Consider the following 12232-nt stretch of genomic DNA (forward strand, 5'->3'; position numbering starts at 1 on the left):
CGCGCTGCCGATCCAGGTCCGTCGCCTGCCTCATGCCGAGGGCCTGCCGCTGCCGGAATACGCCACCGCCGGCGCCGCCGGCATGGACCTCCTGGCCGCGGTGGCGGCGGCGGTGGTGATCCCGCCCGGTGGCCGCGCCCTGATCCCGACCGGCCTCTGCGTCGCCTTGCCGGAAGGGCACGAGCTTCAGGTGCGGCCACGCTCCGGCCTCGCGTTGCGCCACGGCATCACCATGCCCAACACGCCCGGCACGGTGGACGAGGATTACCGCGGCGAGCTGCAGGTCATCCTGATGAACGCGGGCGACGCGCCCTTCACCGTGGAGCGTGGGATGCGCATCGCCCAGGCGGTGCTGGCGCCGGTGACGCGCGGCGTGTGGCAGGAGGTCGAGGCGCTGCCGGACACTCATCGCGGCACCGGCGGCTTCGGTTCCACCGGCACGCGCTGATGCCTCGTCGCCGGGGCGTTCCGTTTCCTCAGGCCGCAGCCGTCCGGCGGGCCGTGAACTCCGTGGCGTAGAACACCAGCGCCACCGCCGACACCGCCATGCCGAACCAGGCAACGCCGCTCCACCCGCCATGGGTTTGCAGCACGCTGGCCATGGTGGAGCCCAGCGCCCCGCCCAGGAAGAACAGCGCCATGTAGAGGCCGTTGAGGCGCGAGCGGATCTCGGGCCGCAGCGTGTAGATCGCCCGCTGCCCTTGGATCTGCGTGATCTGCACGCCGCTGTCGAGTACGATCGCGGCCACCACCAGCGCCGCGAGGGACTCGCGTCCCAGCCAGGCAATCGCGAAGGCCGCCAGGACCAGCCCGATCGCGATGCCGGTGCTGGGCCGCGTCAGCCCGCGGTCGGCCAGTCGCCCCGCCAGCGGCGCCACCAGCGCGCCGGCCGCGCCCGCCAGCGCGAACAGGGCGATGGCGCTCTGTGACAGCGCGAAGCTGGGGCCTGCCAGGTGCAGCGGCACGGCGGTCCAGAACAGGGAGAAGCCGCAGAACTGCGCCGTCTGGTAGGCCGCGCGGCGGCGCAGGACCGGCGTGTCGCGCAGCACCGGCCAGAGCGAGCGCAGCAGCGCGCCGTAGCCGGACTGCGGGTGCGGATGGCGCTGCGGCAGCCAGCGCCACAGGATCAGCGTCAGCCCCGCCATCAGCGCGGCGGACAGGGCGAACACCGCGCGCCAGCCGAAATGGTCGGCGATGAGGCTCGCCGCCGGACGGGCCAGCAGGATACCGAGCAGCAGCCCGCTCATCACCGTGCCCACCACCTGGCCGCGCCGCGCTGTCGGCGTCATATGGGCGGCCAGCGGCACCAGCATCTGCACCGCCACCGAGGAGATGCCGATCAGCAGGGCCGCCAGCAGGAACACGGCCGAGGAATTCGCCAGCGCCGCACCCAGCAGCGCCACCACCGAGCCTGTCAGCGTCAGCGCCACGAGCCGCCGGTTCTCGAGAAGGTCGCCCAACGGCACCAGCAGGATCAGCCCCGCGCAGTAGCCCAACTGCGTCAGCGTCACCACCAGCCCCGCCGCCGCCGGACCGAGCCCGATCGCGGGCGCGATCAGCCCGATCAGCGGCTGCGCGTAGTAGATGTTGGCCACCGCCAGCCCGCAGGAGAAGGCGAGCAGCAGGATCAGGCCGCGTGACGGGCCCTGGCCCAGGGCAAGCTCCTCATCGGTCCCGTTCATGCCGCAGCTCCTTTTCTCGCGTGGCGGCCTCCGCGGCCGCCGGGCTCCGCTGTTCGCCGGGGACGGGAGGAGGGTCAAGCCGAGAGGCTGCGATGCTGCCCCGCAACGATTGCCGGCCGCGGGAAGTCGAGCCGGTGGCCGCGGCCGCGACGCTGCCCCCGCGACGCTGACCTGGGCTTCCCCGGGCGCGCGCTCCCGGCGGCCGACTCCCCCTGCGATCGGGCGCCGGGCGTGCCATATCCCCGTTCATGTCGCTCGATTTCACCGAAGCGGAACTGCACCGCTATTCCCGACACATCCTGCTGCGCGAGATCGGCGCCGAGGGGCAGGCCAAGTTGCGCGCGGCGCGCGTCCTGGTGGTGGGGGCCGGCGGGCTGGGCGCGCCGCTGTCGCTCTACCTCGCGGCCGCCGGTGTGGGCACGATCGGCCTGGTGGACCACGATGTGCTGGAGCTGAGCAACCTCCAGCGGCAGGTGGTGCACGACACCGCCCGCATCGGCCGCAACAAGGCCGACAGCGCCGCGGAAACCCTGCGCGCCCTGAACCCGGAGGTCCGGGTCGAGATCCACGCCCGCCGCATGGATGCCGAGGCCGCGGCGGAACTGATCCCGCGCTACGATCTCGTTTGCGACGGCACCGACAATTTCGAAACGCGCTTCCTGCTGGGCGATGCCTGCCACCTGCTCGGACGGCCGCTGGTCTCGGCCGCGGTGCTGCGCTTCGAGGGGCAGCTCTCGACCTACAAGTCGTACCTGGGCGCGCCGCATCCCTGCCACCGCTGCCTGCATCCCGAGCCGCCGCCGCCGGGACTCGTGCCCAGCTGCTCCGAAGCCGGCGTGATGGGCGCGGTGACCGGCGTCATGGGCACGCTGCAGGCGACCGAAGTGATCAAGGAGATCACCGGCGCCGGCACCGGCATGTCGGGGCGTCTGCTGATCTGGGACGCGCTGGACGCCCGCTTCCGCGACATTCGGCTGCGCCGCGACCCGGCCTGTGCCTTGTGCGGCCCAGAGGCCACGATCCGCGACCTGTCGATCCACCGTGAGGTGCGTCCCCTGGTCTGCGAGGCGCCGTGAGCACGCCCCTCGCGATCCTGCTCATCGACGGCTCGTACGAGCGGGCGCACTACGCGCTGGTGGTGGCCACCGCCGCCGCGGCGATCGGGCGGGAGGTCACGCTGTTCGCCACCAATGGCGGCTGCCGCCTGCTGCTGCACCCCACGCCGCTGCTGCGCGACGGGCGCGAGGCACTCCTGCGGGAGCGCGGCGTGGCCACGGTCGCCGACCTGCTGGAGGCAGCGGAAGCCCTGCCGATTCGCTGGATGGCCTGCGAGGCGGGGCTGCGGGCGGAAGGGCTGGAGGGCGCGGCCCTGTGGCCAGGCACCGAAGTGGCCGGGGTGGTGAGCTTCCTGGAAGCCGCCGGGAGCGGTGGCGCAGGCGACCCGGCAGCGGGCAGGGGGGCGGGACAGATCGTCACCCTGTGACCGCTTGACCGCCGGGGGCTGGCTCGGCAAGGGAAGCGGGGCCAGCGCCTACGTTCAGCAGTCACTTCGGGGCAGAATGCGGATGCGACCTTTCTTCTTCTTCCCGGCGCTCCTGGTCCTTCTGCCCGTGACTGCATGGGGGCAGGCTTCGTCCTCCGGCACACTGCAGCTGCCTGCCTCGCGCGGCACCCTCGCTCAGCCGCCCGCGGCCAGCACAACGAAGCCGGCCAACACGCCCCCACGCACCAACGCCACGCCGCCCGCGCGCGGCAACGCCGCCACCGCTGGCAAGCCCGGCGGCAGCGTTGCCGCTCCGGCGAGCAAGGGAGCACGGCCCCAGGGTGCGCAGGCGCCTTCGGTTTCCGGCAGCGCAACGCCGCGCCGGGCCGGCGGGCGGGCTGCCGCGGCCGCCACGGCCGCCGGTGCCGCCGCGGTGGGCGCCGCGGCCGTGGCCCCGGCCGCACCGCCCGCGCCGGCGCCGGCGGCACCGCCCGAGCCGCAGGAAACGGTGGGCTCCGTCACCGGCCTGCCGCTGCCGCGCTTCGCGCCGCTGCGTTCCGACGAGGTGAACCTGCGCGCCGGTCCCGGCACCCGCTTTCCCATCGAGTGGACCTATCAGCGGCGCGACCTGCCGGTGGAGATCATCCGAGAGTTCGACCAGTGGCGCCGCATCCGCATGCAGGACGGCACGGAAGGCTGGGTGCACCAGTCCAACCTGGCGCCGGGTCGGCGCTCCTTCACCGTGGGCAACGCGATCCACACCATTCGCCGCCGCCCCGAGGATGGTGCCAATGCCGTGGCGCGGATCGAGCCCGGCGTGGTCGGCCGCGTCCGCGCCTGCGCCGCCGGAAGCAGCTGGTGCGAGGTCCAGGTTGGTGAGTATCGTGGCTACCTGAAGCGCTCCGAGATGTTCGGCGTGACCGGCGACGAGGTGATCGGCAATTGACCGAGGCTGACCGGAAGAGCGAGCCAGTCACTCCTGCCGCCCCGTCGCCTGCCGCGGCAGCTGCGACGTCCCTTCCGGCCGCTTCCGCGCAGGGCCACGAGGCCGCCGGGGCGTTGCCGGCGCGTGACCCCCGCGCCTCGCCCCACGACCTCGGCGGCCATCCCCGCTTTCGCTGCACCCCGGTGGAGCCCGATGACAACGCCCCGCCGGACGCCTTCGGCCGGCGCGTGGATGCACTGCGCCAGCTCCTCGCCACGCGCGGCCTGCTGACCGTGGACGAGTTGCGCCGGAGCATCGAGGCCATCCCCGAGGCGGAGTACCACGCCCTCAGCTATTACGAGCGCTGGCTGCGGGCCATGGCGGCGCTGATGCAGGAGAAAGACGTGGTACTGGCGGAGGAACTCCGTTGACCGCCGCGCCCGCCGGTGACGCGGTTGGCGCGAGCCTTCACGCCGGGCAGGCAGTCCGCGTTCGCGATCGCTGGCCGGAGGCGGAAGGTCCGGCGCATGTGCGGACCCCGCATTACCTGCGCGGCCGACAGGGCAGGGTGGAGAGCTTCCTGGGCCGCTTCGCCGACCCGGGCGAGTTGGCCTTCGGCCGTCCGGCACCTCGCCGTGCCCTTTACCACGTGTCCTTCGCGCAGCCGCCGCTCTTCGAGGGTGGCGCCGCCGGCGATAGCGTGGTGGTGGAGATCTTCGAACACTGGCTGGAGCCCCTGTGATGGCCGCACCGCCGAGCCCTGCCTCCGTTGCCCTGCTGGACCGCTTCCTGGCGGCGCTGGACCGGCGGGGGCTGGTGTCGGCCGCGCAGCTGGCGGAACAGCAGGAGCGGACCGACACGGCCTCGCCCGCGATCGGCGCGGCCATGGTGGCCCGCGCCTGGACCGATCCCGCCTTCCGCGCGCTGATGCTGCGCGACGGCAGCGCCGCGGCGGAGGCCATGGGCGTCAGCATGGCCGGGATGCCGCCGCTCGGCGTGCTGGAGGATACGGCGACGCAGCGCCACCTCGTGGTCTGTACCCTGTGCTCCTGCTATCCCCGTGCCGTGCTGGGCTACCCGCCCGGCTGGTTCAAGTCCGCCGCCTTCCGGGCCCGGGCCGTGAGCGATCCGCGTGGCGTGCTGCGGGACTGGGGAACGGAACTGCCGCCGGGCACCGCGCTGCGGGTGGTGGACAGCACCGCCGATTATCGCTGGATGGTGCTGCCGCTTCGTCCCGCCGGCACCGAGGGTTGGGATGCGGCGCGGCTCGCCGCGCTGGTGACGCCCGAAAGCATGATGGGCGTGCGCCCCGCCGCGGTGCCGGCCAGCGCCTGAAGCAACCGCTCTGACCCGCCGCGCCCGGGTGTTCAGGCGGGCTGCGGCACGCCGGCCGTGCCGGCGCCCGGCGCGGGCGCGACCCGGCCGAGGCGGCGTGGCCGGAGGAAGACGCGGGTGATCTCGGGATGCTCGGTCTCGATCATCCGGGTCAGCTCCGCCGCCGCCTGCTCGACCTCGTTGCCCGACAGGTCTTCGCGGAAGTCGATGGTCAGCGCCACCAAAACCTCCTGCGGACCCAGCTGCAGGCTCAGTACCTCATCCACCGCGAGGACGCGGGGATCGCCCGTCACCACGGCGCGCACGTTCTCGACGGTGCGGCGCGATGCAGATTCGCCGGTCAGCAAGCTCAGCGTTTCGCGCGCCAGGAAGGCGGCCGTGACCACCAGCAGCAGCCCGATCGCCACGGAGCTGGCGCCGTCCATCCAGGGCAGTTCCAGCCATTGCCCGGCGGCTGTGCCCAGCAGCGCGATCAGCAAGCCCGTCAGCGCGGCGGAGTCTTCCAGCAGCACCGCGAAGACGGTGGGGTCCTTGCTGGCGCGTATGGCCTGCACCAGCGGCTGCCCACGATGGGTCTGCCGGAACTCCCGCAGCGCCACCGTGAAGGAGTAGCCCTCGAACAGCATCGAGGCGCCGAGCACGGCGTAGTTCACCCAGAGGCTGGCGATGGGCTCCGGCGCGAGGATCTTCTCGATGCCCTCGTAGATCGAGAAGGCGCCGCCCAACGCGAAGATCATCAGCGCCACCACGAAGCTCCAGAAGTACAGCTCCATGCCGTGGCCGAAGGGATGCGTCCGGTCGGGCCCCCGGCTGGCGCGTTTCAGGCCGAACAGCAGTAGCCCCTGGTTGCCGGTGTCCACCGCGGAATGGATCGCCTCGCTCAGCATCGCCGAGGAACCGGTGAACAGCGCCGCCGCCAGTTTGGTCACGGCGATGGCCAGGTTTCCCGCCAGCGCGGCGTAGATCACCTTCATCGAGCCGCCGCCATGTGCCATCGAATCGTCCCCGCGCCGCTGTGGCATCCGTTCCCGGCCCCGGATGCCTCGGACCGGGGGATGAACCGGCGCACCGCGGAGTGGTTGCGGAGAAGCCGGGGAAGGGTGGTTGCGGAGCGACCTGCTAGGAAGGGCCGCTGAGCGACCTGCCAGGATGGCTGCGGAGCAGTCCGCGAGGGGGGGCGGAAGCAATCCGGGAAGGATGGTGGCGGAGCAACTCGCGTAAGCGCGGTCGCGGAACGAGCCGGCAAAGCGTGTTTGCGGTGCAACAAAGGGCGAGCGGCTGCGCCAAAGGAAGATCCTTTGCCGGAAAGGCTGGCGCGCGGCGAGGCGTCGATTATCTTCGGCGCCGCCATGACAAGCCTCCTCCACCAGAACGAGCGTGACCGGCTGCTCCAGTTCCTCCGGCAGCGCATGGTGCGCGACCTGGCGGTGGACGGGTTGCCCAGGCCCGCGCTGACCCGACACGACGCCCGGCAGAGCAGTTGGGCCGACGACAACGCCCGCGCGGCCGAGATCCTGGTGCAGCCGGCGAACTGGACTGCCGACCCCCTGCTCGGTCAGGGCGTGCTGCGGACGCTGATGGCGCTGGGCCCGCGCGAGCGCCTGCACCGCCGCTGGTCCTCGCCGCGCCTCGAGATCCGCAGCGAGGATCCCCACCGGTTCGACGTCCGCACGGCGGGCGGGCGCTTCACCGGCGACCTTTCGCGGGGCGTGGTGATCGAATCCGTCCGCGGGGGCGAGGGCCACGACGCGGAAGCCGTCCGCCATACCGGCAACCTCGTGGAGTTCCGCATCGGCACCCGCCGCCACCTGATCGACGTCGAGGACACCGTCAGCGACTGCGGCATCCGCCGGGCCGGAGCCGAGGTGGTGCTGTTCCACGAGAGCCGCCTCAGCGCGCCGGTGGGCTTTCTCGGGCGTGGGCCGGAGCGCGAGGTCGCCACGATCCGCTACGAATACACGCTCTCGGCGGAAACGCCGGTGGTGCGGCTGGCGGTGACGCTGCGCGCCGCGGCCGGCGTGAAGCTGAACCGCGTCCGCATCACCACCGCCTGGGACGAGCTGAGCGAGAGCACCATGGCCCGTACCCTGCTGGTGGAAGGGCAGGGCGGGATCACCCGCCGCGACGCCGTGAGCCCGGACGGTAAGGCCAGCCGCGTTCATGAGGGACGCTTCGACCACCTGGCACTGCTGGGCCACGGTGGGGAGCCGGAGCTCGACCATCTCCTGCACCTGCGGCCCCGCCGGCCCGAGCTGGCGCGCAGCGTCACGCTGCAGCCCGGCAGCGACGGGCGCGCTCACTGGGTGCTCATCCGCTACGGCCAGGACGCGCTGGACGGGGGCGCCGCCTTCGCGGTGATGGAGGACCGGCTGCTGCTGTCCGGCAGCGCCGCGCTGCCGGCCGCGCAGGACAAGGCCCTGGCGCTGATGCAGGCCGCGCTGGTGGACCGCGACGTGGCCGACGGCCTCGACCCGGCCAGCGCCGAGGACACGGGCGCCGCCCTGAACGCCGTGGCCACGGCGCTGCTGTTCAACGCCGCCGGGCGCTACGGCGCCGCCGCCCTGCCGCGCGACCGGGTGGAGGCGCTGCGCGGCTGGTATGACCGGCAGCTCGACGCCGCGCTGGCCGAGGAGGCTGGCACCCGATCGCTAAGCTTCGCCGCCCTGTCGCTCGACGCCATGTCGCGCGCCACCGGGGAAGGGCGTTATGCCAAGCGCCTGCGCGACGCGCTGCGGATGCTGCTGGGTCGCCAGGCCGCGGAAGGCGCCTTTGCCGAGCCCGGTGGCCGCGCCGTGACGCTGGACGGACATGCCGCCGCGATCCTGGCCCTGGCGCGCGCGGCGCTGCGGGGCGTGGACCTGCCGGACCTGGCGGGCGCCACCGCGCGCGCGATCGAGGCGCTGCGCCTGGCCGCCGATCCCGCCTTGCCGGCGGCCGAAACCGTGGCGGTCCGCTTCCAGGGTGCGGACGGGCAGCGGCGCGGCGACACCGGTTTGCGGACCGACAAGCTGGCACTGGTGCTGCGCGCCCTGACGGCGATCCGCCTCGCGGTGGCGGAAGGGGTGCTGGAGCTGCCGGCCGACACGCGCGAGCGCGCCGACCTGATGACCGCGCGCGCCATGGTGCGGCTGCGCGACACCCTGCGCGACCGTGGCGGCGCCGGGATGGAGGCCCTGGCCTCGCCGTTGTCCGACATGGCCGAGGTCGCCTCGCAGAGCGCCACCATCCTGGCCGCCACCGCACCGGATGAGGCGGTGGCCTCGCTGCACGCCCTGGGCGCCGCCGCCTGAGGCAGGGCGGCAGGGAGCGCTATGGTGTCGCATCATGCTGCGGCGCCGTTCACAGCTCCGGTACGGCGCCAGTGGGTGCCTGGACGCTGCCGCCGGCCGGGATTAACCCCGCCGCGTGCCAGTTCGATCCCCCCGCGTCCCATCCTGTTCCGCCGAGTCCCGCCACTTCCCGCCACCAGCCGCCCCTCCGTCCGGGGTCCGCGACGCGCTCCGGACAGCGCGTCCGCTCGCGCGCTGGTGCCGCGCCGCAGCGCTGATCCTGCCGCTCGCGGTCGCGGCCTGTGCCGGTGGCCCGCCGGCCGCCACCACGGCAACGCGGGCCTACCGTGAAGCGCCGCTGCCTTACCCGCCCTCGGCCAAGCAGCGGATCGTCCGCTTCGCCGAGGAGGAGTGGCAGGAATGGGGCGGCATCACGGTGCTGAGCGGCGAGAAGCGCCCGCCCAGCCACGCGCCCGGGCCGGAATCCAGCCTCTCCAACTTCCCGCGCGTGCTCGCCTACTGGCGCGCGGTCGACGGCGACAGCGCGATCATCGACCGCAACCGCGACCGCTACGCCGCGGCCCTGGCCGGTGCCGCCACCACGCCCTGGAGCGAGCCCGCCTGGTCGGCCGCCTTTATTTCCTGGGTGATGCGCTCGGCCGGCGTAGGTTATCGCGAATTTCCTGGAAACGCGGCGCACGCCTTCTACTTGGACGCGCTGCTGACGGACGCGCAGGACTTCCCCGCCACGGCGCCCTTCGTGCCGCACGACCCGGCTTCCTACGTGCCGGTGCCGGGCGACCTCGTCTGCGGTGACCGGTCCCGCCGGCCGCTGCTCAGCTGGCAGCAGCGCATGGGCGAGATCGGGCAGTTCCGGCCGACCCACTGCGACATCGTGGTGCGCGCCAGCGCCACCGAAGTGGACGTGGTAGGCGGCAACGTGGCCGATGCTGTGACCATGACGCGGCTGCTGGCCGATGGCACCGGCCGCCTCCTGCCGCGCCCGCCCGGTGAGCCCACCACCTTCGCCGTGATGGAGGACCGGCTGGGCTCACTGCCGCCCTTCGCCACCACCGCCGCACCCCTGAGCCTCGGAGTTCCCGGATCATGAGTGAGACCCCGCTGCTGTTCCAGCCGCTGCAAGAGCGCGGCGTCACCTTCCGCAACCGCATCGGCGTGGCGCCGATGTGTCAGTATTCCTGCGCCCCGGACGGCCGGGCCACGGACTGGCACCTGCAGCACCTGGCCTCGCGCGCGATCGGCGGTGCGGGCCTGGTGCTGACCGAGGCCGCGGCGGTGGTGCCGGAAGGCCGCATCACGCCGGCCGACCTGGGCATCTGGGAAGAAGCGCAGCTCGCCGGCCACGCCCGCCTCGCCGCCGCGATCGCGGCGGTGGGCTCGGTGCCGGGCATCCAGCTGGCCCATGCCGGGCGCAAGGCCAGCCGCAACCCGCCCTGGCAGCACGGCCCGGCCACGGAACACGGCTGGGAGGTCGTCGGCCCCTCCGCCGAGCCCTTCAAGGGCTTCGCGGTGCCGCACGCGATGAGCGAGCGCGAGGTTGCCGGCACGGTGGACGCCTTCGTCACCGCGGCGAAGCGCGCGGTCGAGGTCGGCTACCGGGTGATCGAGCTGCACGCGGCGCACGGCTACCTGTTCCACCAGTTCCTGTCGCCGCTGAGCAACCTGCGCAACGATCGCTGGGGCGGCGACTTCGAGGGCCGTACCCGCCTCGCCCGCGAAACCGCCGAGGCGGTGCGCGCCGCGATCCCGGCCGAGGTCGCGCTCTGGGTGCGCGTCAGCCACACCGACTGGACGCCGGGCGGCTGGACCACCGAGGAAACCGTGGAACTCGCCCGCCGCCTGAAGGCCGTCGGCGTGGACGCGATGGATGTGTCCTCGGGCGGCAACGTGGCCGACGCGCAGATCCCGGTCGGACCGGGCTATCAGGTTCCGGGCGCCGAGGCGGTGAAGCGCGGCACCGGGATCCACACCGCGGCGGTCGGCATGATCACCGAGGCGAAGCAGGCCGAGGCAATCCTCGCGGAAGGCCGCGCCGACATCATCCTGCTGGCGCGCTCGCTGCTGAAGGACCCCTACTGGCCGGTTCGCGCCGCCGAGGCGCTGGGGGCGACCGACGCGCTCGCCATTCCGCCGCAGTACGAGCGCGGCTGGGGCAAGTACCCGATGCGCGACGCCACGGCGGTGCCGCAGCCACCGCTGGTCTAGCGTCGGGCAAGGAGCACCCCGGGCAAGGAAAAGCCGGGCGCCGCCCTGACCAGCGTGCGCCGGCCTTCTCGCGGCGGGCCGGCGTCGCTACCTGTGCGCCCACGATGAACAGCTTCGACGTGGTGATCCTGGGCGCGGGCGCGGCCGGGCTGATGTGCGCCATGGCCGCCGGCCAGCGGGGACGGCGCGTGCTCGTGCTCGACCACGCGAACCAGGCCGGCTCCAAGATCCTGATCTCCGGCGGCGGGCGCTGCAACTTCACCAACCGCGACACGGTGCCGGAGCGCTTCTTTTCAGAGAACCCGCACTTCGCGAAATCGGCGCTGCGGCGCTACACGCCGGCCGACTTCCTCGGCCTCATCGAGAAGCACCGCATCGCCTGGCACGAGAAGACGCTGGGCCAGCTCTTCTGCGACGGCTCGGCGCGCGCCGTGGTGGCGATGCTGCTGGCGGAGTGCGAGGCGGCCGGCGTGGTGATCCGCCTGAACCATCGCATCCTCGACGTGTCGCGGGCCGAGCGCTTCCGGGTAGATACCGACCGCGGTAGCTTCGAGGCGCCGGCGGTGGTGCTGGCCACCGGCGGGTTGTCGATCCCCAAGATGGGGGCCACCGACCTGTCGCTGCGCCTCGCCAAGCGCTTCGGCCTCGCGCTCACGCCCACGCGGCCGGCGCTGGTGCCGCTGACCTTCGCGGGTGAGGACCTCGCGATGATGCAGCCGCTCAGCGGCGTGGCGCTGGATAGCTTGGCCCGCTGCGGCCGCGGCAGCTTCCGCGAGGCGATGCTGTTCACCCATCGCGGACTGTCGGGACCGGCGATCCTCCAGGTGTCCTCGCTGTGGCGCGAAGGCGAGGCGATCACGCTGGACCTCCTGCCCGACACCGACGCGCTCGCCTTCCTGCTCGAGCGCAAGCGCACCCGGCCCCGGGCGGAGCTTCGCACCGTGCTGGCGGAGCTCGTGCCGCAGCGGCTCGCCCTCGCCCTCGCCGCAGGGGCCACCCGGCCGATGGCCGAGCTGCCGGACCGGGAGCTGCGGCGCCTGGCGGAGCTGCTGAAGAACCGTCGCCTCCTGCCCAGCGGCACGGAAGGCTATGCGAAGGCCGAGGTCACGCTGGGCGGCATCAGCACCACCGCCCTGTCCTCGCAGACCATGGAAGCGACGGCGGTGCCCGGCCTCTTCGCGATCGGCGAGGCGGTTGACGTGACCGGCTGGCTCGGCGGCTACAACTTCCAATGGGCCTGGGCCAGCGGCTGGGCGGCGGGGCAAGCCCTGTGAACCCAGCGGCCGGGAATGGCTGCATCGGCGATAAGTAG

At 73.1% G+C, this 12232-nt stretch carries 13 protein-coding genes; 11 read left to right on the forward strand and 2 right to left on the reverse strand.

What is annotated here, in order from left to right; genetic code table 11:
* The first annotated feature begins 4 nt into the window (after positions 1-4).
* Positions 5-448, forward strand: a complete 444-nt coding sequence (dut, locus tag ACFFGY_RS11245; RefSeq protein ID WP_377044622.1) for a dUTP diphosphatase — start codon at positions 5-7, stop codon at positions 446-448.
* A gap of 28 nt (positions 449-476) precedes the next feature.
* Here dut and ACFFGY_RS11250 read toward each other — a convergent pair whose 3' ends face one another.
* On the reverse strand, positions 477-1682 hold the full coding sequence (locus ACFFGY_RS11250; protein WP_377044579.1) for an MFS transporter: 1206 nt from the start codon (positions 1680-1682) through the stop codon (positions 477-479).
* A 248-nt stretch (positions 1683-1930) separates the two neighbouring features.
* On the opposite strand from ACFFGY_RS11250, the gene ACFFGY_RS11255 reads away from it, so the two are divergent.
* The 6 genes from ACFFGY_RS11255 (at position 1931) to ACFFGY_RS11280 (ending at position 5425) form a co-directional block, all read left to right on the forward strand.
* Positions 1931-2758, forward strand: a complete 828-nt coding sequence (locus tag ACFFGY_RS11255) for a HesA/MoeB/ThiF family protein (protein ID WP_377044580.1) — start codon at positions 1931-1933, stop codon at positions 2756-2758.
* On the forward strand, positions 2755-3165 hold the full coding sequence (locus ACFFGY_RS11260) for a hypothetical protein (protein WP_377044581.1): 411 nt from the start codon (positions 2755-2757) through the stop codon (positions 3163-3165). The genes ACFFGY_RS11255 and ACFFGY_RS11260 overlap by 4 nt, the downstream gene beginning before the upstream one ends.
* Before the next feature lie 82 nt (positions 3166-3247).
* Positions 3248-4111, forward strand: coding sequence for an SH3 domain-containing protein (locus ACFFGY_RS11265; RefSeq protein ID WP_377044582.1), 864 nt, complete (start codon positions 3248-3250; stop codon positions 4109-4111).
* A gap of 113 nt (positions 4112-4224) precedes the next feature.
* A complete protein-coding gene (locus ACFFGY_RS11270) occupies positions 4225-4521 on the forward strand; it encodes a nitrile hydratase (RefSeq protein WP_377044583.1) in 297 nt (98 codons plus the stop codon).
* Entirely contained in the window at positions 4518-4832 is a 315-nt protein-coding gene (locus ACFFGY_RS11275; RefSeq protein ID WP_377044584.1) for an SH3-like domain-containing protein, read from the forward strand. Before ACFFGY_RS11270 ends, ACFFGY_RS11275 begins: the two co-directional genes overlap by 4 nt.
* Positions 4832-5425 (forward strand): nitrile hydratase subunit alpha, encoded by a 594-nt coding sequence (locus ACFFGY_RS11280; protein ID WP_377044585.1) that lies wholly within the window; start codon positions 4832-4834, stop codon positions 5423-5425. Before ACFFGY_RS11275 ends, ACFFGY_RS11280 begins: the two co-directional genes overlap by 1 nt.
* A 32-nt stretch (positions 5426-5457) precedes the next feature.
* Here the strand turns inward: ACFFGY_RS11280 and ACFFGY_RS11285 are convergent, their stop codons facing one another.
* Positions 5458-6420 carry a cation diffusion facilitator family transporter gene (locus tag ACFFGY_RS11285; RefSeq protein ID WP_377044586.1) on the reverse strand — a complete coding sequence of 321 codons (963 nt, stop codon included), beginning with the start codon at positions 6418-6420 and terminating at the stop codon, positions 5458-5460.
* A 303-nt stretch (positions 6421-6723) separates the two neighbouring features.
* On the opposite strand from ACFFGY_RS11285, the gene ACFFGY_RS11290 reads away from it, so the two are divergent.
* The 4 genes from ACFFGY_RS11290 (at position 6724) to ACFFGY_RS11305 (ending at position 12194) form a co-directional block, all read left to right on the forward strand.
* Entirely contained in the window at positions 6724-8715 is a 1992-nt protein-coding gene (locus ACFFGY_RS11290) for a hypothetical protein (protein WP_377044587.1), read from the forward strand.
* A 115-nt stretch (positions 8716-8830) separates the two neighbouring features.
* Positions 8831-9805 carry a DUF2272 domain-containing protein gene (locus ACFFGY_RS11295; protein ID WP_377044588.1) on the forward strand — a complete coding sequence of 325 codons (975 nt, stop codon included), beginning with the start codon at positions 8831-8833 and terminating at the stop codon, positions 9803-9805.
* Positions 9802-10920 (forward strand): NADH:flavin oxidoreductase/NADH oxidase, encoded by a 1119-nt coding sequence (locus tag ACFFGY_RS11300; protein WP_377044589.1) that lies wholly within the window; start codon positions 9802-9804, stop codon positions 10918-10920. Before ACFFGY_RS11295 ends, ACFFGY_RS11300 begins: the two co-directional genes overlap by 4 nt.
* A 104-nt stretch (positions 10921-11024) precedes the next feature.
* A complete protein-coding gene (locus tag ACFFGY_RS11305) occupies positions 11025-12194 on the forward strand; it encodes a BaiN/RdsA family NAD(P)/FAD-dependent oxidoreductase (protein WP_377044590.1) in 1170 nt (389 codons plus the stop codon).
* Positions 12195-12232 lie beyond the last annotated feature (38 nt).

Source organism: Roseomonas elaeocarpi (assembly GCF_042433915.1).
GTDB lineage: Bacteria > Pseudomonadota > Alphaproteobacteria > Acetobacterales > Acetobacteraceae > Roseomonas > Roseomonas elaeocarpi.

What these genes read in the sequence shown, in the direction of transcription:
- ACFFGY_RS11255 (WP_377044580.1), top strand. Translation starts at nt 1,931, where the DNA reads ATGTCGCTCGATTTCACCGAAGCGGAACTGCACCGCTATTCCCGACAC.
- ACFFGY_RS11280 (WP_377044585.1), top strand. Translation starts at nt 4,832, where the DNA reads ATGGCCGCACCGCCGAGCCCTGCCTCCGTTGCCCTGCTGGACCGCTTC.
- ACFFGY_RS11250 (WP_377044579.1), bottom strand. Translation starts at nt 1,682, where the DNA reads ATGAACGGGACCGATGAGGAGCTTGCCCTGGGCCAGGGCCCGTCACGC.
- ACFFGY_RS11285 (WP_377044586.1), bottom strand. Translation starts at nt 6,420, where the DNA reads ATGGCACATGGCGGCGGCTCGATGAAGGTGATCTACGCCGCGCTGGCG.
- ACFFGY_RS11300 (WP_377044589.1), top strand. Translation starts at nt 9,802, where the DNA reads ATGAGTGAGACCCCGCTGCTGTTCCAGCCGCTGCAAGAGCGCGGCGTC.
- ACFFGY_RS11265 (WP_377044582.1), top strand. Translation starts at nt 3,248, where the DNA reads ATGCGACCTTTCTTCTTCTTCCCGGCGCTCCTGGTCCTTCTGCCCGTG.
- ACFFGY_RS11305 (WP_377044590.1), top strand. Translation starts at nt 11,025, where the DNA reads ATGAACAGCTTCGACGTGGTGATCCTGGGCGCGGGCGCGGCCGGGCTG.